The organism is Amycolatopsis sp. NBC_00355, from assembly GCF_036104975.1.
Taxonomy (GTDB): Bacteria; Actinomycetota; Actinomycetes; order Mycobacteriales; family Pseudonocardiaceae; genus Amycolatopsis.
Window position 1 is genome coordinate 3337093 of the sequence record NZ_CP107982.1, and the last position, 21669, is coordinate 3358761.

At 73.2% G+C, this 21669-nt stretch carries 19 protein-coding genes; 6 read left to right on the forward strand and 13 right to left on the reverse strand.

The features are described from left to right. Positions 1–7: 7 nt before the first annotated feature. A complete protein-coding gene (locus OHS18_RS14200) occupies positions 8–418 on the reverse strand; it encodes an ATP-binding protein (protein WP_328452592.1) in 411 nt (136 codons plus the stop codon). A gap of 125 nt (positions 419–543) precedes the next feature. On the opposite strand from OHS18_RS14200, the gene OHS18_RS14205 reads away from it, so the two are divergent. Further along, a complete protein-coding gene (locus tag OHS18_RS14205) occupies positions 544–3822 on the forward strand; it encodes a glucodextranase DOMON-like domain-containing protein (RefSeq protein ID WP_328617361.1) in 3279 nt (1092 codons plus the stop codon). Positions 3823–4049: 227 nt separating this feature from the next. Further along, entirely contained in the window at positions 4050–4595 is a 546-nt protein-coding gene (locus tag OHS18_RS14210) for a DUF4232 domain-containing protein (RefSeq protein ID WP_328617362.1), read from the forward strand. A 122-nt stretch (positions 4596–4717) separates the two neighbouring features. Here OHS18_RS14210 and OHS18_RS14215 read toward each other — a convergent pair whose 3' ends face one another. From OHS18_RS14215 to OHS18_RS14225, 3 genes are all read right to left on the reverse strand, one after another. Beyond that, a complete protein-coding gene (locus tag OHS18_RS14215) occupies positions 4718–5173 on the reverse strand; it encodes a hypothetical protein (RefSeq protein WP_328617363.1) in 456 nt (151 codons plus the stop codon). Positions 5174–5259: 86 nt separating this feature from the next. Beyond that, the gene (locus OHS18_RS14220) at positions 5260–6519 is read right to left on the reverse strand and encodes a sensor histidine kinase (protein WP_328617364.1); all 1260 of its coding nucleotides are present in this window, start codon (positions 6517–6519) and stop codon (positions 5260–5262) included. Continuing rightward, positions 6516–7205, reverse strand: a complete 690-nt coding sequence (locus OHS18_RS14225) for a response regulator transcription factor (protein WP_328452583.1) — start codon at positions 7203–7205, stop codon at positions 6516–6518. The genes OHS18_RS14220 and OHS18_RS14225 overlap by 4 nt, the downstream gene beginning before the upstream one ends. Before the next feature lie 101 nt (positions 7206–7306). On the opposite strand from OHS18_RS14225, the gene OHS18_RS14230 reads away from it, so the two are divergent. Next, entirely contained in the window at positions 7307–7804 is a 498-nt protein-coding gene (locus OHS18_RS14230; protein ID WP_328617365.1) for a hypothetical protein, read from the forward strand. A gap of 295 nt (positions 7805–8099) precedes the next feature. Here the strand turns inward: OHS18_RS14230 and OHS18_RS14235 are convergent, their stop codons facing one another. Continuing rightward, a complete protein-coding gene (locus tag OHS18_RS14235; RefSeq protein WP_328617366.1) occupies positions 8100–9098 on the reverse strand; it encodes an aldo/keto reductase in 999 nt (332 codons plus the stop codon). Between the two features lie 190 nt (positions 9099–9288). On the opposite strand from OHS18_RS14235, the gene OHS18_RS14240 reads away from it, so the two are divergent. From OHS18_RS14240 to OHS18_RS14250, 3 genes are read left to right on the forward strand one after another with little or no spacing between them, the layout of a single operon-like run. Further along, entirely contained in the window at positions 9289–9822 is a 534-nt protein-coding gene (locus tag OHS18_RS14240) for a YbaB/EbfC family nucleoid-associated protein (protein ID WP_328617367.1), read from the forward strand. Then, entirely contained in the window at positions 9819–10133 is a 315-nt protein-coding gene (locus tag OHS18_RS14245) for a hypothetical protein (RefSeq protein WP_328452577.1), read from the forward strand. The genes OHS18_RS14240 and OHS18_RS14245 overlap by 4 nt, the downstream gene beginning before the upstream one ends. Next, entirely contained in the window at positions 10133–11953 is a 1821-nt protein-coding gene (locus OHS18_RS14250; RefSeq protein WP_328617368.1) for a WXG100 family type VII secretion target, read from the forward strand. Before OHS18_RS14245 ends, OHS18_RS14250 begins: the two co-directional genes overlap by 1 nt. A 30-nt stretch (positions 11954–11983) precedes the next feature. Here the strand turns inward: OHS18_RS14250 and OHS18_RS14255 are convergent, their stop codons facing one another. The 8 genes from OHS18_RS14255 to OHS18_RS14290 all read right to left on the reverse strand — a co-directional run bounded on the left by OHS18_RS14255 (position 11984) and on the right by OHS18_RS14290 (position 21630). After that, a complete protein-coding gene (locus OHS18_RS14255; protein ID WP_328617369.1) occupies positions 11984–13465 on the reverse strand; it encodes a helix-turn-helix domain-containing protein in 1482 nt (493 codons plus the stop codon). 345 nt (positions 13466–13810) lie between these two features. Then, a complete protein-coding gene (locus OHS18_RS14260; RefSeq protein WP_328617370.1) occupies positions 13811–14872 on the reverse strand; it encodes a DUF917 domain-containing protein in 1062 nt (353 codons plus the stop codon). Positions 14873–14893: 21 nt separating this feature from the next. Further along, entirely contained in the window at positions 14894–15607 is a 714-nt protein-coding gene (locus OHS18_RS14265; RefSeq protein ID WP_328617371.1) for an SDR family oxidoreductase, read from the reverse strand. Then, positions 15604–16698: a DUF917 domain-containing protein gene (locus tag OHS18_RS14270; RefSeq protein WP_328617372.1), complete on the reverse strand. Its 1095-nt coding sequence runs from the start codon at positions 16696–16698 to the stop codon at positions 15604–15606. The genes OHS18_RS14265 and OHS18_RS14270 overlap by 4 nt, the downstream gene beginning before the upstream one ends. Further along, positions 16695–17765 (reverse strand): DUF917 domain-containing protein, encoded by a 1071-nt coding sequence (locus tag OHS18_RS14275; RefSeq protein ID WP_328452566.1) that lies wholly within the window; start codon positions 17763–17765, stop codon positions 16695–16697. The genes OHS18_RS14270 and OHS18_RS14275 overlap by 4 nt, the downstream gene beginning before the upstream one ends. After that, positions 17765–19306 carry a hydantoinase/oxoprolinase family protein gene (locus OHS18_RS14280; protein WP_328617373.1) on the reverse strand — a complete coding sequence of 514 codons (1542 nt, stop codon included), beginning with the start codon at positions 19304–19306 and terminating at the stop codon, positions 17765–17767. Before OHS18_RS14280 ends, OHS18_RS14275 begins: the two co-directional genes overlap by 1 nt. 11 nt (positions 19307–19317) lie before the next feature. After that, on the reverse strand, positions 19318–20646 hold the full coding sequence (locus OHS18_RS14285) for a purine-cytosine permease family protein (RefSeq protein WP_328617374.1): 1329 nt from the start codon (positions 20644–20646) through the stop codon (positions 19318–19320). Positions 20647–20760: 114 nt separating this feature from the next. Further along, the gene (locus OHS18_RS14290; protein WP_328452560.1) at positions 20761–21630 is read right to left on the reverse strand and encodes an SDR family NAD(P)-dependent oxidoreductase; all 870 of its coding nucleotides are present in this window, start codon (positions 21628–21630) and stop codon (positions 20761–20763) included. Positions 21631–21669: the final 39 nt, after the last annotated feature.

The following is a 21669-nucleotide window of genomic DNA, read 5'->3' on the forward strand; positions in this document are numbered from 1 at the left end:
CGTCCGGTCAGGCGCTGCGGCGGACCGGGAACGGCCAGGTCAGCGTCATGACCGTGCCGTCGTCGGTCGAGCGCAAGTCGAGCCCGTCCACCAGCGCCTGGATCAGGCGCAGCCCGCGGCCGCGGCCGGCCCGCTCTTCGAGGGCCTGCCAGCTGCCCCGGTCGGCGATCGTGACGATCAGGACCCGGTCGTCGATCCGCGCCCGGACCTCGATCTCGCCGGGCCGGCCCCCGTAGGCGTGGTCCAGCACGTTGGCCATCGCCTCCCAGCAAGCGAGGACGATCTCGTCGGCCTGCCGGCCCACCTCCTCGCCGGCCCGTCGCCGCAGCCACGACATGAGATGGCGGCGCAGACCCGGCAACGTGCGCGGCGAAATCGTGCCGCGGTAGTTCCATCCGTCCGATCCGTGCTCTTCCACATTCACCTCCTCGGGGGGACTGTGGGTTTCCTACCCACCCGTCCGGGTTCTCAATCAACGGTTCACACCGCCCGGGCGGCCGTTCGGCCCTGGTGCGCCGCGAACGGGCGTGATCCGATGTGCGGATGACTCGGTCGACGTCGTCCGTGGTGCTGTGCGCGGTGCTGGCCGCCGCCACCCTCCTGCCTGCTCACGTGGCCACCGCGGCGCCCGATCCGGGGCCGGGCGCCGTCTCGCACTTCGGCCTGGCCCGCAAGGACTGCCTGGGCACCGCGCGGAACACCACCAGCAAGGCGTGGTTCACCGTCGCGAACGGCGTGCTCTCCGACGTCTACGCGCCCGTGATCGACAACACGAACGTCGAGACGCTGCAGTTCGCCGTCACCGACGGCCGCAGCTTCACCGACCTGCAGGCGCGCGACATGACCTACACGGTCCGGACCAGCGCGGGCGGGATGGCCTGCGAGGTGACGTCGACCCCGCGCAGCGGCAAGTACCGGCTGGTCACCGAGTACCTGGCCGACCCGGCGCGCACCGGCGTGCTGATCCGCACCCGCCTCGAGCCGCTGCGCGACTCCGGCCGGGACCTGAAGGTCTACGTGCGGTTCGACGCGAGCATCAACGGCAACGGCGGTGGCGGCCCGGCCAACGGCGGCGGCGACACCGCCACCGTCGACGCGGCGACGAGCGCCCTGGTCAGCGCGGACACGAACACCGTCTCCAGCGCGCCGGCCCGCGACTACGGCACGCCGCTGGCCGCCGCGCTGCGCGCCGACCGCCGGTTCCTGAGCACCGGCAGTGCCTTCGCCGGCACCGCCGGTGACGGACTGGCCCAGCTGGACCGCGCGCACCGGCTCACCGATCCGACGTCGACGGCGGTGAACGGCAACGTGGTGCAGACCGCGCAGCTGGACCTGACCCCGCGCCGCCCGGCCGTGCTGGCGCTGGGCTTCGGCACGGACACGCGGGCCGCCGTCGCGACGGCCGGGGCTAGCCTGCGCACGCCGTTCGACCAGAGCTACCGCGACTACGCCCGTGGCTGGCAGAACTACGACAACGGGCTGACCCCGTTGCGCGGCAAGGACTCCGAAGACACCACTGCCTACTACCAGTCGGCCAACGTCCTGAAAGCCAGTGAGGACAAGACTTTCCCGGGCGCAGTGGTGGCGTCGCTCGGCAGCCCCTGGGGCCAGGCGGTGTCCGCGGGCGACGCGCCCGGCGGCAAACCGGTCTACTTCGGCTCCTACCGCGAGATCTTCGCCCGCGACCTCTACGAAAGCTTCTCCGGCCTGCTCGCGGCCGGCGATCGCGACACGGCGCGGGCGAGCGTGCAGTGGCTGTTCTCCCGCCAGCAGCAACCGGACGGCCGGTTCCCGCGCAACTCCCTGCTCAACGGCAGGAAAGCGCCGGACTCCGGCGGTGACCAGCTCGACGAAAGCGCGTACCCGATCCTGATGGCCCTGCAGGCCGGGCTGGACCGCGACCGGACGCTCTACACCGATCACATCCGCGGGGCCGCCGACTTCGTCGTCGCGCACGGGCCGTCGTTCGGCTCGGAGCGCTGGGAGGAACAGGGCGGCTACTCCCCCTCGACGATCGCCGCGGAGATCGCCGGGCTGGTCGCGGCGGGTGTGATCGCCGACCACAACGGCGACCCGGCGCGCGCCCGCGTCTACCGGGCGACCGCCGACCACTTCCAGCGCAGCATCAAGGGCTGGACCGTGACGTCCACCGGCCCGTACGGCGGCCGGTACTTCCTGCGGCTGACGAAGAACGGCGACCCGAACTCGGAGTACTTCTACAACCTGGGCAACGGTTCGGTGGACGCCGACCAGCGCGCGGTCGTCGACGCCGGGTTCCTCGAGCTGACCCGCCTCGGCGTGCTCCCGGCGAACAACCCCGACGTCACGGCGTCGCTCGGCGTGGTCGACCGCGTGATCAAGCGGGACACCCCGGCCGGTCCGGGCTGGTACCGCTACGGCACGTCGGCGCCGGGCAGCGAGGACGGCTACGGCGACTGCTACGAGCCCGACCCGACGAACTGCGCCCCGACCGGCACCCCGTGGCCGACGACCAACACCGGGTCCGGGCACCTCTGGCCGGTGCTCGCCGGTGAACGCGGCGAGCAGGCCGTGCAGACCGGCGACCGGGCCGGCGCGGCCGCGTTGCTGCGCGCGATGCGGGCCCAGACCGGCGGGACCGGCCTGATCCCCGAGCAGATCTGGGAAAACCCGGCGGTGCCGGCGTCGCCGTACGGCACGGATCCGCGCACCGCCTCGATCGGGTTCACACCCGGGCAGTCGGTCGGCTCGGTCGCGCCGCTGAGCTGGGCGCAGTCCCAGTCGGTGCGCCTGGCCCGCGCGGTGGCGGACGGCAAGCTGCCCGAGCAGCCGGCGGACGTCCGCGCCCGCTACGTCACGCACGCACCACCGGCGGCTCTGGCGGTCACCCTGGACGCGCCGGCCTCGGTATCGACGTCGACCGCCGCGGTGACCGGTACGGCGCCGGCGGGCAGCCAGGTCGACCTGGCCGTCTCGGCCACCGACGCCGGCACGACCACGGTGCTGTCCGTACGGGCCTCCGCGGCGGGAACGTACTCCGCGACGGTGCCGACCCCGCTGGGCGCGAACGTCGTCACCGCGACAGCCACGGGTGCCGGTACGGGCTACGCGCAGCGGACGATCAGCTCGGACTTCGTCACGGGCACCGTCCTGCTGGACAAGACCGACCCGGACGGCGACGACAACGGCCCGGGCGCGTTCACCTACCCGACCGCGACGGACTTCCACGCGGGCGCGTTCGACCTCCAGCGCTTCCAGGTCATCGACTCGGGCACCACCCTGGTGTTCCGCGCCCAGGTCCGCGACCTCTCGCCGACGTTCGGCTCGCCCTTGGGCGCCCAGCTGCTGACGATCTACGCCCACGACCCGGCCGCGACGACGACCTCGACCGCGGCACCGTTCCCGACCCGGGCGTACACGATCGCGCCGGCCGACGCGTGGAGCCGTCGCATCGAGGTCCAGGGCTTCGCCGACCCGGCACTCGTCGACGCCTCGGGCGCCACGCTGGCGACACCGTCGGTCCAGGCCTCGCAGGCGACGAGGTACATCACGGTCAGCGTGGCCAAGCCGGCTTTCGGCAGCCCGGCCGCGGGCTGGACGTTCGCGGTGGTCCTCACCGGCCAGGACGGCAACTCCGCCGACCAGGCGAGGCCCTTCACCCCGACGGCGGGCCAGTACACCTTCGGCCTCTGCGCGGCGGGCGGAACGGCCCCGGTGTGCGGCGCCGACCCGGCCACGGCCCCGAAGGCCCTGGACGTCTTGACTCCGGCAGGAGTCGACCAGGCGGCCGAGCTGGACCCGACCCGCGGGCCGGTCGCGATCCGCGGCGTACCCGTGGGCTGATCCCCGTCGGCTGACACGGCCGGCTCCGCGCTCGGAGCCGGCCGCGACCGGCGCAGTCGCGCGCGAGGTGACCTCCGTCAAGACGTTCAAGATCACCCAGGGTTGCTTTTCTGCGAGCAACCCCACTTCGGAGCTAACCCGAACGGGTCGTGGGCATCTTTCCCAGTGAGCGCGGAGTTCGGTGAACGACTCACCGGAGCCGCCCGACACCGGAAGGGGTACAGCTCATGACCACTCGTCCGAGCATCCGCCGCACCGTGACCGTTCTCGCCGTGACCGGCGCCGCCGCGTCCGCTGTCGTCGTCGGAGCGGGGGCCGCCTCCGCGATGCCGACCGACTTCAACTGCACCTCGGGTCAGGTCGGCACGACGCTGGTCGCCGGCGACCCCGGCGCGGGCCAGCGCTACGCCTCGGTGGTCTTCACCGCCAAGCCGGGCGAGACCTGCACCCTCCCGGGCGCGCTCCCGGTCAGCCTCACCGGCGCCGACGGCGTCACCGTGACCGCCGACCCGGCCGCCGCGGACGCCCCGCCGGTCACCGTCGCCGACGGCGCGCCCGCCTCGATGCTGCTGCACTGGACGGGCATCGAGGCCCCGGAGAACCAGGTGTCGCCCACCGGCGTCACGGTGACCGCGCCGGCGACGACCACTCCGCGCGGCGACACCTCCGACCCGGCGATCACCCTGCCCTGGAACCAGGGCGCGGTGGACGACTCCGCCGAGGCGCACGACCTGACCGTCGGCCCGGTGACCGCGGGCGCGCCCACGGCCTGACACCACGTGCGCGGCCGGGCCGCAGACGTCGGAACGCTGCGGACCGCGCGGCAGCACGTGTCACGAGGGGCACTTTCATGGCTCTTGGCGCCATGAAGGTGCCCCTCACGGCTTTCCCGGAGTTACCGGCGGCCGCCGTGGTCGTCACCCGGCTCGTGGTGACCACCGTGGTCGTCGCCCGGCTCCGCGCCCCGGCCGCCGTGGTCATCACCCGGCTCGGCGCCCCGGCCGCCGTGGTCGTCCCCGGGCTCCACACCCCGGCCGTGGTCATCACCCGGCTCCACAGTGGACCGGCCGCGGTCGTCGCCGGGCTCGGTCGTGCGGCCGCCGTGCCGGTCCGCCGACGGGTACGCGCTCGGGACGGACGTCGCGCTCGACGCCGGCGAAGACGTCGACGCCTCCGGGACCGTGGACGTCGCCGAAACCGTGCTGTGCGTGGACGTTCCCGAGCTTGTCAAGACGGTGGACGGCCGGACGCCGTCGTCCGTGCCCGGGTGCGACGACGACGCCAGTGCCGCCGTCGTCCCGCCGATCGTGAGGGCCGCTCCCGCTACCGCGAACACCAGTACCTTGCGCATCGCTGCTCCTTTTTCGTTCTCCGACAACGAAACCGAGCATCGCGCGACCGGTGATAGCGGCGCGCTTCCGGCAGCTTAAAGAACTCCTAAGGACGACCGAGCTCGATCAAGATCACCGCGCCGTGCGGCTGCGCCGACGACACGGAGAGCCGGCCGCCCGAGGACCGGGCCGTCTGGCGGGCGATGTCCAGCCCCAGCCCGGTGGATCCGGCGCCGCTCGCGCCGCGCACCGGGATCTCCGCGAAGCCCGGGCCCTGGTCCTCGATCACCAGCCGCACGCTGTCCCCCGCCGGGTGGAGCCGGATCGCGTACGTCGTCCCTTCTGGCGTGTGCGCGAAGATGTTGCCCAGCAACGCGTCCAGGCACGCGGCGAGCTCCGTCGCGCCGACCGCGACCGGCAGCGGCCCCGGGTCGAGATCCAGGTGCACCTCGCGGTCCTGGTCCTGGGCCAGCACCGACCAGAACGTCACCCGCTCGACGACGACCTCCGCCGCGTCGCACGAACCCGGTGCCGAGTCGCGGTGGCGTGCCTGCTCGATGAGCACCGTGACCTGGCGTTCCAGGCTCTCCGCGTGGCCGGTGATCCGCTCGGCCTCGTCGGGGTCGCGCAGGGATTCGGCGTCCAGCCGCAGCACGGTCAGCGGGGTCCGCAGGCGGTGCGAGATGTCGGCCACGGCCTCCCGTTCCTGCCGGACCAGCTCCCGGATCCGGGCGGCGAGCGAGTTCAAGGCCAGGGTCACCGACCGCACCTCCGCGGGCCCGCTGGTGTGCGCCCGCGCGTCGAGGTCGCCGGCGGCGAGCCGGCGGGACACCTCGGCGAGCTCGTGCACCGGCCGCACGACCGCGCGGGCCAGCCGATCGGCGACGAACACCCCGAGCGCCAGCAGCACCACCCCCAGGCCGGCCAGCACCAGCCACGCCGATCCCAGCCCGCGGGTCAGTTCCGCCCGGTCGACGTAGGCCCGCACCACCGCCGTCCCCTGCGGCAGGCCTTGGACGGCGACCAGGATCTCCCGCCCGTCCGCGTCTTCGACCGTCAGGCTGCCCTGCACGGCGGCCAGCTGGACACCGGGCGTGCGCGCGGCGGGCGCGCCGAGCACCGTGCCGTCGGGCAGGAACACCGTCACCGGGTGGCCCGCCGTCGTGTTGAGCTGGTCGATCGCCGGCTGCAGCGTGCGCGCGTCGGCCGTCGCCACCAGCGAGGTGAGCGACTGCGCCTTCGCCGTGGCGGCGGTGACCGCGCGGTCCGCGGTGACCGACTGCAGCAGGATCGCCAGCGGCACCAGGAAAGCGACGAGCACCAGGCTCATCGCGACGGCCACCAGCAGCGCGAGCCGTTTCCTCACGACCCCGCCCCCGGTTCGGCGAGCCGGACGCCGACCCGGCGCACGGTGTAGAGGTACCGCGGCTCCTGCGCGGTTTCGCCGAGCTTGCGCCGCAGCCACGACAGGTGCACGTCCACGGTCTTGTCCGCGCCCGCGTACGGCAGCTTCCAGACGTCCGCGAGCAGTTCGCGCTTGCTCACCACCGTCCCGGCGCGCGCGGCGAGGTAGTGCAGCAGGTCGAACTCACGCGGCGTGAGGTCGAGCGGTACACCGTCGAGTGACGCCTCCCGCGTCCGCGCGTCGACCGAGATCCCGCCGACGACGACCGGGGCCGTCGTCTCCTCGGCCTCGCTCCGCCGCAGCACCGCGCGGATCCGGGCGTCGAGCTGCGCGCCGCCGAACGGCTTCACGACGTAGTCGTCGGCGCCGGCGTCGAGCAGCCGGACGATCTCGTCCTCCGCGCCGCGGGCGGTGACGACGATGATCGGCACCGCGCTGACCGCCCGCACCATGCGCAGCACCTCGCGGCCGTCGAGGTCGGGCAGCCCGAGGTCGAGCAGGACGACGTCGGGACGGTCGGTCACCGCCGCCTGCAGCCCGGACATCGCGGTCGCGGCGGACGTGACGGTGTGCCCGCGGTCGGTCAACGCGCGGAGCACCGCTGTGCGGATGGTCGGGTCGTCCTCGACGATCAACACCGTGGCCATGACCAGGACCGTATACCGGCTCGGCCGCGCGGAGCCGATCCCGGCGAACCCTAGGGACGCCTTAGGCGCGCCTTAACCTTTCGGGTGGCACAGTGGTCCGCATGAGACGACGGGTGCTGCTGATCGTGGTGGGGTGGCTGGTCGCCGCCGGCGCCACGGCCGCGGTCGCCACCTTCGCCCTGGACGTGGTCGGCGCGGGCATCCTCGGCCCGCAGAACCAGCCGCTGTCCCAGGACGACGTTACCCGCGCGCTCGCGGCCGCGCCGGCGCCGGTCACCACTTCGGCCCCGGCCGCCGCTGCGTCTTCGAGCACCACGTCTTCGAGCGCCGCGTCGCCGAGCACCCCGGCGCCGCGCGGCCTGACCGTCCCCGGCGGCAGCATCGTCGCCGAGTGCGCGGGCGGGCAGGTGACGCTGCGGTCGTGGAGCCCGGACCCGGGCTACCGCACCGACGACGTCTCCCGCGGCCCGGCCGCCTCGGCGTCGATCAAGTTCAAGAACGGCGGTACCGAGAACGTCGTGGTCGTGACGTGCACCGGCGACGAGCCGCACGCGGAGACGGTCGCCGACGACCACCACGGAGGTCGCGGGAACGGCTAGCGCGGTGGCTGGCACGTTGGCCTGGGTTGCGGTGGGCGCGCGGTCGTGGCCGGCCGCGGATGTCCGGCCGGATCGGCACCTGACCGAACACCCACGCCACGGGGCCGGCCCCGTGGCGGGCCGCTCGCCGAGCAGGCGCTCTCCACGTGCGTTGACCGGTTCGGTCCCGGAGTCGACGATCGACACGCGTCGGCCATTCCATCGCCGCGTTGGCCATTCCCGTCGTCGTGTCGGCCCCGCGCGTGACCGTCTTCAGCCGGCACCGCGACCGGAAGGGCCGGCCGCCGACGGCGGGCTAGCGTGGCAGGCCGGCGTTGAGCTGCGCCAGGACGCCGTGCGGGAACGGCAGTGGCACGGTGCTGACCTCCGTCAGCCGGTCCAGCTGGGCCTCCGTCAGGTCGAGGGCGAGCGCGCCGAGGCTCTCGGTCAGCTGCTCCGGTGACCGGGCGCCGATCAGCGGGGCCGGCATCGCGGGCCGGCGCGTCACCCAGTGCAGGGCGACCTGTGCCGGCGTCGCGCCTGTCTCGGCGGCGATCTCGCGAACCGCGTCGAGGATCGGCCACCGCGACTCGGGCACGTCCGTTCCCGTGAGGCGGCCGGTGCCCGTGCCGTCGCGGGTGTACTTGCCGCTGAGGAAGCCGCCGCCGATCGCGCCCCACGGCTGGATCGCGATGCCGAATTCCTGGGCCAGTGGCACGTATTCGGCCTCGATCGACCGCTCGACCAGAGAGTAGGCCAGCTGGAGTGCCGTCACCGGCGGGCCGCCGAGCATGGCCGCCTTCGTCGCGTACCACGCCGGGACGTCGCTGAGCCCGACGGCGCGGATCTTCCCGGCCCGCACCAGCTCGTCGAACGCGGCCATCACCTCTTCGGCCGGGGTGGAGCCGTCCCAGACGTGCAGCCAGTACAGGTCGACGTGGTCGACGCCGAGCCGGCGCAGCGACGCCTCGAGCGAGGCGACCATGTTCTTGCGCCCGTTGCTGCGGCGCCGGGGGTCCGACACCGGGCCGCCCTCACCGAACTTGGGCCCGGAGTACTTGGTGGCGAGCACGATGTCGTCGCGGTCGGCGTCCCGCAGGAACTCGCCGACGAGCACTTCGCTGCGGCTGTCGCCGTAGTTGTCCGCCGTGTCGACGAAGTTGCCGCCGCCGTCGACGTAGGTGCGGAAGATCTTGCGGGCGGTGTCGTCGTCGGCGCAGTGGGAGCCGGTGCCGAAAGTCATCGCGCCCAGGGCCAGCGGCGAGACCCGCAGGCCGGAGCGGCCCAGGGGCCGGTAGTGGTCGAGTTCGGTCATGCCGTCGATCGTGCAACCCGGACCGCGCTCCGGGTCAACCCCGATCGGGTGATGCACAACCGGGCAAGAACGAGGAGAAAAGCAGGCATACCCCCGGCGATCTGCTGGTGAACGTCCGGTGTGCGCTAATCTGCCCGAATCTCGGTCGTCGCTGGTAGACGGCCTCCCCGGATGGCGAGGAGTCGAATTCGTGCAACCGAACCTGGGGCCAGGTGAAGACTTCCAACTCCTGCTGGACCGGCAGGTCCGGGACATGCAGGCGAAGGCGGCCGCGCTGAGCGAAGCGCTTTCGACCGCCGGGGCCACCGTGCGGACCCGCGACGGAGCCGTCACCGTGACCCTCGCCCCCAACGGCGCCCTCACCAACCTCGAACTCGGCTTCCGGGCGTGCGAGATGGGCCCGGCCCGGCTGACCGCGGCGATCATGGGCGCGGTCCGCGACGCGCAGCGCCAGACCGCCCGCAGCGTCGCCGATTCCTTCGCGACCATCAACGGGGACAGCGAATCGACCGACATGGTCCGGTCGTTCCTGCCGCCGGACCCGCCGCCGGACGGGGACTTCGCGGCGCCGGAGAACGCCGGGCCCGAGCGGACCCCGCCGCCCGCCGCGACCCCACCCCCGCCGCCACCGCCGCGGCCGTCCGCGCCGCCGCCTGCCGGGCCGGCCCCGCGTCGCCGTCCCTCGGCCGACGACACCTTCGACGACGAATCGAACCCCTGGTGAGCGGCGGCGGTTTCCGGGTCGATTCCGAGCCGCTGGCGAAGTTCGGCCAGCACCTCGACGAACTCGAGAGCAACTTGAAGAGCACGGCCGACCTGGTCGGCGGCATGACCTGCGACCCCGGCATGTTCGGCATCAACCCGGCGTGCCAGCTGATGGCCGCGGGCGCGAGCACGTGGACCGACAAGGCGCACCACCAGTTCGGGGACTACGCGAAGACCATCGGCGAGTTCGCGGACAAGGTCACCGAGGCCGCGAAGCGGTACAAGTCCGGTGAGCAGGACGCCGTCGATTCGATCGTGAGGTTCGAATAATGGCCGACGACTACAAGAGCAAGGACGTCAGCCTCCACGGCGGCGAACTGTTCAACAGCGACAACGCGTCGGCCGGGGCCGGGTTCTTCGAAGCGGCCGTGGGCCTGGACAAGGCCGTCAAGGAGAACGACAAGGTCGCGATCGGCATCGGTTCGGCGGGCATGGCGCTGGAGACCATCGGTCTCGTGCTGGACCCGATCGGCAGCCTGCTGACCGCCGGGATCGGCTGGCTCATCGAGCACATCACGATCCTGCGGTGGCCGCTGGACATCCTGATGGGCGACCCGATCGGCATCGCGGCGGCCAGTGAGGCGCTCACGGCCGAGAAGAAGAAGCTCGAAGAGTGGTCCACGGGCCACCAGCAAGCGCTCGACACGCTGATGAAGGACTGGTCCGGCAAGGCCGCCGACGCGTTCAAGAAGGACATGGACGCGGTCACCGAGCAGCTGAGCTCGCTCGGCTGGTACCTGGACCAGGCCGGCAAGAACATGAAGATCGCCGGCGGCATCGTCGGCGCGTTCCGCGGTATCTTCCGCGACCTGATCGCGATGCTCCTGGCGACGATCATCAAGGGCGCCCTGATCGCCGCGGCGCTGGCCCCGGTGACGTTCGGTGCGTCGATCGCGATCTTCGTCGGCACGACGATCGGCACGGTGGCCACGGCCCTGGGCAAGATCGGCACGAAGCTCATCCAGCTGGCCAAGAAGCTGGGCGACCTGGTGGCGTCGCTGGCGAAGATGGGCAAGGCGGGCGACGAGCTGGCCGGGGCGAAGCCCCCGGCGAGCAGCCTGACGCCGACGCCCACCCCGAAGCCGCCCGCCACGCCGTTGCCGAAGCCGGACGCGACGCCGGCACCGCCGAAGCCGGGCGACAGCACCGCGACACCCCCGCCGGCGACACCCAAACCCGACCCCGCGCCGCCGAAGCCGGACCCGGCGCCGTCGTCCTCTTCGACCACCCCCGACCCGGCTCCGACCACGCCCAAGCCCGAACCGAAGCCGGACACCACCCCGTCTTCGGCCACTCCGGACCCGGTGCCGGCGACACCGAAGCCCGACCCGGCCCCGTCGACCCCGGACCCGGCCGCGCCCAAGCCGGACACCACGCCGTCCTCGGCGACCCCGGACCCGACGCCCACACCGACCCCGGCGACACCGAAGCCCGAACCCGCGCCGCCGACCCCGAAGCCGGACACCACGCCCTCTTCGGCGACCCCGGACCCGACGCCGACGCCGACTCCGGCAACGCCGAAGCCCGAACCCGCGGCACCGAAGCCGGATCCGGCGCCGTCGTCCTCCTCGGCCACCCCCGACCCGGCCCCGACTCCGGCACCGCCGAAGCCCGACCCGGCACCGTCCTCGTCGTCGACGACCCCGGACCCGGCACCGCCCAAGCCGGACACCACGCCGTCCTCGTCGTCGACGACTCCCGACCCGGCGCCGCCCAAGCCGGATCCCGCGCCACCCAAGCCGGACCCGGCGCCGTCGTCGGCCACGCCCGACCCGGCGGCCCCACCGGCGCCGGCCCCGCACAAGCCGTTCACCGACCAGATGACCAACGTCATCAGGGACAAACTGTCCAAGATGGACGGTGTGACGCCGGAGATCATGCAGAAGTTCGACAAGATCAGCAACTTCTCCGTGCACGAGCTCGGCAAGGTCTTCGGCAAGGAAGGCGCCGAGAAGTTCGAGTCGGCCGTCAAGGTCATGACCGACCCGTGGTTCGGCAAGTCCGGCCTGGCCGGCAAGACCGTCGTCGACCTGATCAAGGGCGTGCCGGCCAGCATCGGCAACGTCACCGGCGGCGACGACGACAACTAGTCCACGCCCGTGACCGGCGCACGCCGCCGGTCACGGGTCGGACAGGATCACCGCGCGCGAGGCCAGGTGCAGCGCCAGCCGCTCGTCCGGGCGGGACAGGTCCACCCCGAGCAGCTGCTCGATCCGCGCGATCCGCGCCGCCACCGTGTTGCGGTGCACGCCGAGCACGGTCGCCGTCTCCGCGATGGACGACTCCGCGTCCAAATAGGACGCCAACGTCCGCACCAGGTCCCCTGGCGCCTCCCGCAAGGGCGCGACCAGCGCGCGGGCCGCGGGTTCGAACGTGTCGGTGCGGGTCCACTCCAGCAGCAGCTGCGCCATGCCCAGCTGGTCGACGTGCAGGAAGTGCCCCGTCTCGGGGCGGGTCGCGGCGAGGCGGGCGGCGTCGCTCGCCTCGGCGACCGTCGCGGCCAGGCCGTCCGGACGCGGGTGCGGCCGGCCCACGCCCATGTGCGCGCCCAGCCGCAGAGCCCGGTGCGCGGCCTGCAGCCGGCTGGCCAGCGAACGCACCCGCTCGGCCGTCGGTTCCTGGTCGAAGGTGACCCAGCCGGTCCAGCCGTCGCCGTGCTCGACCACCACCGCGTCGACGTCCTCCGCGCGCAGCGCCCGCACGACCTCCTGGGTGCGCGCGACGGTGTCGACCGACGCGGAGACGCCGATGTGCAGCCCGACGTGCCAGCCGCCGAGGCGCCAGCCCGCGTCGGCGACGCGACGGCGCAGGTCCGCGCCCGGTTCCGTGTCGAGGCGCAGCAGGTCGCCGAGCAACGCCGTGCGCGAGCGCGCGTCGCGTTCGAGCTCCAGGCGGTTGGCGAGCAGCCAGCGCTGCACCGCCCCGGCCGCGACGGCGAGGGCGGGCGGGACGACGTCCGCGCGGGCGGCCTCGGTGCCGCGGAGCTCGACGGCCAGCCACACGGCCAGCGCGGGGTGCGCGAGGAGCACGCCGTCGTCGAGCGCGATCCGCTGCGGCACCGGTTCGCCGAGCCGGATCCGCCCGGCTTCGGCGAGTTCCCCGGCCAGGGGCGCGCCGCGGTCGTCGAGCACCGCGACCGGGGAGCGCAGTAGCCGACGCAGCACGGCGACGACCTCCTCGGGCGGGCGCGGCCGATCGCCGAGGGCGCGGTGCGTGGCCAGGACGAGGTCCGCCCGCGCCAGTTCCGGCGCCGCGAGCAGCAACCGCGCCTCCACGACGAGATCCAACGGCGACGCCTCGGTGTTCAGCAGCGGCACGGCCAGCCGGTCGGCCAGCAACCGCGACGCGGCGAGCGGCTCGACGCCGGGCAACAGCACACCGGTCGCGCCGGCGTCGGCGCAGCGCCGGAGCAGGGCATCGATCTGCCAGTCGGTCCCGGCGACCGGCCGCACGACGACGACCAGCTCGTCCGGCACCGGATCGTGGGACGCGTCCAAAGTGGCCTGAACCGTCGCGAGTGGACGGTCGAGGCCCGCGGCGCCGGCCACCAGCCGCACGTGCTCCGCCCAGCCGGGTGACGCGAGCACCCGCCGCAAGCTCATCGAGCACCCACCGCGGCGACGCGGCACGTCCGCGCCCGCCGCCGGTCGGTCCGGAACGCCGCCGGCCGCACCTCCTCCGCCCGAGCGGGCACCCCGGGCAGCCGACGCGGAGCAGTACAGCTCGCCGACGCCCGCCAACGACTCACCGAAACACGACCCGTCCCACGCTCGCATAACTGCAACCTCGGCAATCGCCGCGAGCACGCACTGCTCAGCGACACCACGGCTCGCCGCGCGCTCACCCGACACCCGCCGCGTCGCAATCGATCTCGCACCCCCGCGGCTGCACCATCGACAACCGCCGCAGGCCAGCCCAGCCCGGCGACACCACTACCCGCCGCGCACTCACCCGACACCCACCGGGTCGCAGTCGATGCCGTACGCCCGCGGGTGCAGCACCGGCAACCGCCGCGGGTCGGTCCAGAAGGGTGCCGCTGCCAGCCTCACCACGTCGACCTCCACGCCTGCGCGGATGGCGTCGCACGTCACCGGGACTCCTGTTCGGTGGTCCAGTACCGAAAGGACGTCCGGTGTGGACGCCACCGGGGCGCCGTCGCGCAGGGCGAGCAAGTACTCGTTCTCCATCTCCAGCCGCAGCAGCGAACCGTCGGCGTGGTCGGCCAGGGTGAGGCTGCCGCGGCCGAACCCGGGGCTGCTCCGGCCGACGTGCCGGGCCACTTCCAGGACCCGGCCGCGGGCCAGGACCGAGCCCTCGAGGGCCGCTTCCAGCCGGTCACGCGCCGGGCTCTCGCCCAGGGCGAGGACGCGGCGGCCGAGGGCCAGCGCCGCGCTCGTCGTGCCCGGCACCGAGCACGCGGCCAGCTCGCCGGCCGGGATGGGCGCCAGCGCGAACGCCGCCCAGCCACCCGAGCTGGCGACGAACGCCCGGGCGCCGCGTTCGACCATCGCGTCCGAGCCGGTCGCCAGCAGCATCACCTGGCCGCCCGGTTCGGCCAGCGCGGCCGGGGCGATGCCGCGGCCGGTGGCGGCGACCGCCAGCTGGTCGAGGCGGGGCAGGCCGCGGCCGGACAGGTCGGCGTCCACGTACGCCCGGCCGAGTTCGAGCGCCACCACCAGCGGCATCAAGCCGTTGAGGCCGCCGATCTCGATGGACATGACCGCGTCGGCGCGCTCGCCGGTCCAGCGTTCGACCGCCGCCACCGCGGCCGCGAACTCGTCGCCGCCCGGCAGTTTCTCGGTGAACGCCGCCGTCGCGCCGACCACGCCGACCGGGACCACGCGGGCCGCGGGTGGCAGCGAAGCCACCGGCCGCACGAGCGGCTCGTGCCCGCGTTCGAGCTGCCGCCGCAGCAGCACGGCGGCGGTGGCAGTGTCGCCGCCACCGCCGGACCCGAGCAGGGCGGCGCCGCGTTCGAGGGCGGGCACGTCACCGGCCGTGATGCGCATGGACGACCACATTAGCCGCCCTCAGCGCAGTGTGTAGCCACCGTCGGGATACAACGTCGACCCGGTCGTGTAGCTGTTGCCGAACAGGTACAGCACCGCGTCGGCCACTTCGGACTCGCGCCCGACGCGGTGCAGCAGCGTGTCGCGCGAGTACTGCGTGAAGCTCGCCTCCCGCACCGCCGCCGGACGCCCGGCCCAGAGGTTTCCGTCGATCGTGCCCGGGGCGACGACGTTCACCCGGACCGGCGCCAGCTCCACCGCGAGCCCGCGTCCGAGGCCTTCGATCGCCGCGTTGCAGGCGACGTACGCGGGCGCCGCGCCGGGTGGCCGGACGCTCGCCGCGCCGGACATCAGCACGATCGACCCGTCGGGGGCCAGCCGAGGCGCCGCGTGCTTCACGGCGTGGTACTGGCCCCAGAACTTCGTCTCGAACGGACTCGCCGCGTCCGCGTCGCTTAGCTCGCGCATCGGTCCGACCACATAGGACGCCCCGGGCGTGAACAGGTGGTCGACGCGGTCGAGCGCGCCGAAGAACGCGGCCAGGGAGTCCTGGTCGGTGCTGTCGACGGCCTGCCAGGTGGCGCCGATCGCCGAGGCCGCGTCGGCCAGTTTCGCCGGCGTGCGGCCGCCGAGGTGCACCTTGGCCCCACCAAGCGCCGCTCGCCGGGCGACCTCGAGGCCGATGCCCGAACCGCCGCCGATGATGACGACGGTCCGGTCTTCCAGGGTGCTCACGCGATCTCCTCGACGGGGGTGAAGGGGTGGGGCATCCCGAAGGCGGCCGGGCCGAACGTGTCCAGGGCCGCCGGCGTGCGCATCAGCGGCGGCGTCGAGATGCCGACCACCGTGACGCGCTGGCCGTACCGCAGGGTCTCGGTGGTGATCGGCTCGGCCGTGGCCGCCTCCAGCACGCAGATCAGGTCCGGTACCAGACAGCGCACCTCGCCGTCCACAGTGGCCAGGAGGTTCTCGTTCTGGAACAGGATCTCCAGCTTGTGCGCGCCGTCGAACGACACCGCCGCCGCGCGTCCCCGGGCGAACCCTTCCTCGGTCCGGCGCTCCACATCGGACACCTTGCCGCGGAACAACACTCGCAGGTGCTGGTACGGCGTCTCGGCCAGCGCCGTGGCCAGCCGGGACACCGGATCCTCGGTGCGCGACCGGGCCTCCCGGATGGTCCGGCCCACGGTCAGCGCCAGCGAAAGCGTTTGCGGTACGGCCGTCCGCTTCACGTCGGCGCCGCTCATCGCGTACTCGGCGATGTGCGCGACGCCGCCGAGCCGGACGGTGACGCCGCGTGCCAGCCACTCCATCCGCCGGTTGTCGGGGCCGGTGTCGATGATCGTCGTCTCGCCCCGTTCGCCGCCGATCGCCATCGGCGACCCGGAGACGCCGTACACGCCGAACGTCTCCATCTGCAGTTCGGGGAACGCTCGGCCCATGCCGTCGGCGTCGACGACCGGCAGCACGAGCCGCGCACCGACGAGCAGCGGGATCATCGAGTTGATGCCGCCGCATTCGATCGGCATGGTCGCGTCGGCGCGCCGGCCGAGGTGCTTCTCGAGGGTCCGCAACGCCAGCACCGGTTCGGCTCCGCTGGGCAGCTTCTCGTGCACCACGGTCGGCGCGCCCATCTGCGCGGTCGGGATGACCAGGGCTTCGTCGTTCACTTCGGACGGATCGAGGATCGTGACCGGCCCGTGCGCGCGGATCGCCTCGCGCACGAGCAGCTGCCCGACGTACGGGTCGCCGCCCCCGCCGGTGCCGAGCACGGCGGCGCCGCGGGCGAGGTCGGGCAGGTCGTCCTCGGTCAGGGTCCAGCTCACCCGGCCACCCCGATCGGGTCGATGTCGTAGCCGAAGTACCGCGGCCCGGCCAGCGCGAGGCCCTCCGGCGTGTGCCAGCGCGGGTCGGCGGGCGCGGCGATGACCGTGACGCGCTGGCCGTACCGCAGGCCTTCGGTGGTCACGGCCTCGCCGGACTCGCGTTCCAGCGTGCAGATCAGGTCCGGCACGGACGCCTCGACGACGCCGTCGCGTTCGGCGACCAGGTGCTCGTTCTGGAACCGCAGCACCAGTTCCGCGCCCGTGTCACCATCCATTCCGGACAGCCGGGCCTCGCCGCGGGCGAAGCCGGTGACCGTCCGGCGGGCGACGTCGACGACCTTGCCGCTGAACAGCCGCCGGCCGCCGAGCCGGTCGACGACCCGCGCGACGGGGTCTTCGTGCGCAGCGCGTGCCGCACGCACCAACGCGCCCAGTTCGGCGCACAGGCTCAACGTCCCGGGCACGAGGGCCTCGCGGGCCTGCGCGCCGGACATCGCGTAGTTGCTGATCATCGCCGAACAGCCCATGTCGATGGTCGCCGACCGGGCCAGCCGCTCGGCCCAGTGGTTGTCCACTGTGTCCAGTACCCCGCGGTTGCCCTTTTCGTCCGCGATGGACATCGGGGTCGCGCGGATTCCGTACAATGTCGGCAAAACCATTTGCAGTTCCGGGAACGCGCGGCCCATGCCGTCGGCGTCGACCAGGGGCAGGCCCAGCTGCGCGGCCGCGACGACCGGGATCAGCGAGTTGACGCCGCCCGCCTCGGCGCACGCGATGTGCGTCAGCTCCTTGCCGAGGTACCCGGCGAGCGTCCGCGCGGCAAGACCCACCTGTTCGGCCGAGGGCAGCTTCTCCACCATGACCGTCGGCGCGCCCATCATCGCCACGGGCAGCACGACGGCGTCGTCGTCCAGGTCGGCCAGGGGAACGAGCGGCACCGGGCCGTCCGCCCGGACGGCCGCGGTGGCCAGCAGCCGGCCGATGTACGGGTCTCCCCCGCCGCCGGTGCCGAGGATCGCCGCGCCGCGCGCGATGTCGGCCAGGTCCGCTTCGGTGATCTCGCGCATCACGCCCCCAGCTGCAGGTCGCCGACGGCCTTGACGCGGATGCGCGTGGCGTTGCCGGGCAGGTACGGGATGGGCACCTCGTCGAAGTCGACGATGCCGACCGAGGCCGGCGACGCGCCCGCGGCCACCGCCCGGTCGATCGCCTCCTGTTTGGCTTCGTCCACAACGGACTCCCGGCGGCCGGGTTCGATCACGTAGACGCGGTCGACCTCGCCGCCGATCTGCGCGATGGCCGCGCCGATGGCGTTGGCCACGGCGTAGTTCTCCGGGCGGTGCACCTCGCCGCACCCGGCCAGCTCGTCGGGCAGCAGCACCGAGCCGCCGCCGACCGCCACCACCGGCAGCGGTTCGGCGGAGGTCCGCATCCGTTCGACCACATCGGACACCTCGGCGGCGATCTTCTCCAGCGCGGAACGCACCAGCGATCGGTCCAGGTGCGCGACCAGCGACGCGTCCCCGATGTCCGCGCGGCCCGCGGCGACCGCGATGTCGGTCGCGGTGAGCGTGTCGCCACCGAAGACGAGAGCCTTCGACGTCAGCTCGTAGCCGACGGAGTCGGGCCCGACCGTGACGTTCCCGCGCACCCGGCTGCCGCCGCCGAGGCCGATCGACAGGACGTCCGGCATCCGGAAGTTGGTCCGGATCCCGGCGACGCTGACGTCCGTGGTCGCCTCCCGCGGAAAGCCTTGCCGCAGCACACCGACGTCCGACGTCGTGCCGCCGACGTCGACCACCGCGCAGGTGTCCAAACCGGACAGCACGGCCGCGCCGCGCATCGAGTTGGTCGGCCCGGAAGCGAACGTCGCCACCGGGTAGCGGCGGGCGAAGTCGACGTCCATCAGGGTGCCGTCGTTCTGGCTCAGGTACAACGGCGCGGTGATGCCCGCGCCGGTGACCGACGCCGCCAGGCCGTCGACGATGTGCGCCGCCAGCTCCCGCAGCGCCGCGTTGATCACGGTCGCGTTTTCCCGTTCCAGCAGGCCGATCCGGCCGATCTCGTGGGACAGCGAGATCGCGACGTCCGGCAGCTGCGCACTGATGATCTCCGCCGCGCGGGTCTCGAACTCGGCGTTGACCGGGGAGAAGACCGAGGTGATCGCGACGCTGCGCACCCCGGCCGCCCCCATGTCGTCGGCGGCCTTGCGCAGCTCGCTCTCGTCGAGCTCCGCGATGTGGCGGCCGTCGAACTCGTGTCCACCGTGGACCAGGTAGCTGCGCCCGGACACGGCGTCGACGAGCCGCTGCGGCCAGTCGACCATCGGCGGCAGCGACGCGCCGGCCGGCAGGCTGAGCCGCACGGCCGCGGTCGGCGCGAGCCGGTGCGCCTCCACCAGGGCGTTGATGAAGTGCGTGGTGCCGATCATCACCGCCCGCACCGCCGCCGGGTCGAACGCGCGTTGCCGTTGCAGGCCGTCGATCGCGGCGACGATGCCCGAGGTGACGTCCGCGGTCGTGCTGGTCTTGACCGAGGCGAGCACCTGCCGGCCGTCGAGCAGGACAGCGTCGGTGTTGGTGCCGCCGACGTCGATGCCGATGCGCACGAGGATTCTCCTTAAGCGGTCTGGACAGCGGGAGCGGCCTCGGCGGTCCGGCTGCTGCCGAACCCCCGCACCAGGCCGAGCTTCCCCGCGACGACGTACAGGACGAAGGCCACGACGAGCGAGTTGATGCTCGGCAGGCCCCATTCGACGAACTCGCCGAACAGCGCCGCGGCGACCCAGACGACGAGCGTGGCGGGCACCCACAGCGGCGCGTCGCCGGGCACGGCGCCGCGGGCGCGGGCGCTTTCCAGGTCCCCGCGCCACTTCTTGACCACGAAGTACTCGGCGACCATGATCCCGGCGATCGGCGGGAACGCGACCCCCAGCACGGTGAGGAAGTCGGTGAACTTCGCCAGGATCCCGGCCGCGGCGAGCACGCTGCCGGCCAGGCCGAGCACCGCCGTGACGACGCCGCGGTGGGCTTTCTTCCCGGACACCGTGCCGATGAAGTTCACGACACCGAGGCCGGAGGAGTAGAGGTTCCAGTCGTTGATCTTCATCGTGCCCGCGATGACGATCAGCAGCCCGACCCAGCCGACCGACGACGTCACGATCGTGGTGATCCCGGCGGTGCCGACGGCGTGCGCGAGCAGCACGCCGGACAGGCCGATCACGTACTCGCCGAGCGTGACGCCGACCAGCGTCTGCTTGACGACGTCGGCCGTGGTGCGGTTGAAGCGGGTCATGTCCGGGGTGATGACGGCGCCGACGATGAAGCCGCCCGCCACCAGAGTGGTGCCCTGCAACAGGCTCAGCGACGGCCCGGGCGGGGCCGAGGAGACGAGCGCGCCGAGGTCGTGGCGGGTCAGTTCCGAGACGACCGACCAGCCGACCAGGATCAGGAACGCCGGCACGGTCACGTACGCCGTCCAGGCCATGGAATGGAAGCCCCGCACCACGATCGCGGTGACGAGCAGGCCGAACACGAGCGCCCAGCCCCACTCCGGCAGGCCGCCGATGAGCGCGACGAGACCCTGCGCGGACACCGCGGACTGGATGCCGAACCAGCCGATGAGGCTGATCCCGATGGCGAGACCGATGAGCGCCGAGCCGCCGCGGCCGAAGCCGGTCCAGCGGGCGATCATGGACGTCGTCAGGCCCTCGCGGACGCCGATCACGCCGACGAGGATGGTGATGAACTCGAGGATGACCGACCCGAGGGTGAAGGCCAGGACCGCCTGCCAGAAGCCCATCCCGAAGCCGACGGTGGCTCCGAGCAGGAATTGGGACAGGGCGGACACCTGGCCGAACCGCTGGACCGCGACCGACCACCACGAGTACCGGGCGTGGTCCGGCACTCTGGTCAGGGCATAGTCGTCGACACCGACTGTTGAGGCCACGCCGACCTCCTTCTCCGGGCTGGGAAACGGTTCCTCGCACCGTAAGCAGCCCGCGTGACGACGTCACCGTGCGATGTGCACAGTCCCGGCGTCAGGGCTGTGCAGGTCGCATGGTCAGCCCAGCGGCTCCAGCCCGGTCAGCGTGACACTCTCCGCCCACAACCGCGCCGCGGACGGATCTTCGGTCAGGTTCGCCCAGCGTGGTTCGAGCCGGGGACGGCCGCGCAGGCCGAACGTCCGCGGGCCCCACAGCTGCCCGCCGGCGACGTCCGGGCCGAGCACCGCACGGACGGCGGGGCGCGCGCCCGCGTCCTTGCCCTGCAGCACCACCCGGGCCGGCAGCCCGCGCAGCCACTGCCCGGCGGTCCGGACGTGCACCGGCGGCCGCGACGGCGTCAGCGAGTCGAGCGCGCCGCCCGGGTGCGCGACGACGCTGAGCCGCTTCGATCCGGCGGCCCGCAACCGCCGGTCGAGCTCCAGCGCGAACAGCATCTGGGCCAGTTTGGACCGCTCGTAGGCGTGCTTCGGTTGGTAGTCGCGCTCGCTCTGGAGGTCGGCGAAGTCGAGGCTCGACGACTTCGCCGCGAAGCTGCCGGTGGTGACGATCCGGCCGTCCGGCGCGAGTTTCGGCAGCAGCCGCGCGACGAGGGCGAAGTGGCCGAGGTGGTTGGTGCCGAACATCATTTCGTGGCCGTCGGCCGTTTCGCGCCGCGGCGGCTCGTCGAGCATCACCCCGGCGTTGCAGACCAGGGCGTCGAGCGCGCCGACGGCGTCCGCGACCGGCTCGAGCGACGCCAGGTCGGCCAGGTCGATCCGGACGTGGCGGATCTTCGCGCCCGAGACGTGGGAGCGGATCGACGCGGCCGCCGCCTCGGCCTTCGCCGGGTCGCGGCTGCCGATGGTCACCTCGGCGCCCGCCGAAGCGAGCTGCTCGGCGGCGAAGTACCCGATGCCCGCGTTGCCCCCGGTCACCAGCACGTGCATCGTGAGTCCCCTCCGGGGCAGCATGCCAAGCTGTCTCCC

Bases quoted from the DNA above. Each gene is read 5' to 3' on its own strand.
- OHS18_RS14250 (WP_328617368.1), top strand. From the start codon at position 10,133: ATGGCCGACGACTACAAGAGCAAGGACGTCAGCCTCCACGGCGGCGAA.
- OHS18_RS14235 (WP_328617366.1), bottom strand. From the start codon at position 9,098: ATGACCGAACTCGACCACTACCGGCCCCTGGGCCGCTCCGGCCTGCGG.
- OHS18_RS14210 (WP_328617362.1), top strand. From the start codon at position 4,050: ATGACCACTCGTCCGAGCATCCGCCGCACCGTGACCGTTCTCGCCGTG.
- OHS18_RS14215 (WP_328617363.1), bottom strand. From the start codon at position 5,173: ATGCGCAAGGTACTGGTGTTCGCGGTAGCGGGAGCGGCCCTCACGATC.
- OHS18_RS14255 (WP_328617369.1), bottom strand. From the start codon at position 13,465: ATGAGCTTGCGGCGGGTGCTCGCGTCACCCGGCTGGGCGGAGCACGTG.
- OHS18_RS14225 (WP_328452583.1), bottom strand. From the start codon at position 7,205: ATGGCCACGGTGTTGATCGTCGAGGACGACCCGACCATCCGCACAGCG.
- OHS18_RS14275 (WP_328452566.1), bottom strand. From the start codon at position 17,765: ATGCGCGAGATCACCGAAGCGGACCTGGCCGACATCGCGCGCGGCGCG.
- OHS18_RS14260 (WP_328617370.1), bottom strand. From the start codon at position 14,872: ATGCGCATCACGGCCGGTGACGTGCCCGCCCTCGAACGCGGCGCCGCC.
- OHS18_RS14205 (WP_328617361.1), top strand. From the start codon at position 544: ATGACTCGGTCGACGTCGTCCGTGGTGCTGTGCGCGGTGCTGGCCGCC.
- OHS18_RS14290 (WP_328452560.1), bottom strand. From the start codon at position 21,630: ATGCACGTGCTGGTGACCGGGGGCAACGCGGGCATCGGGTACTTCGCC.
- OHS18_RS14230 (WP_328617365.1), top strand. From the start codon at position 7,307: ATGAGACGACGGGTGCTGCTGATCGTGGTGGGGTGGCTGGTCGCCGCC.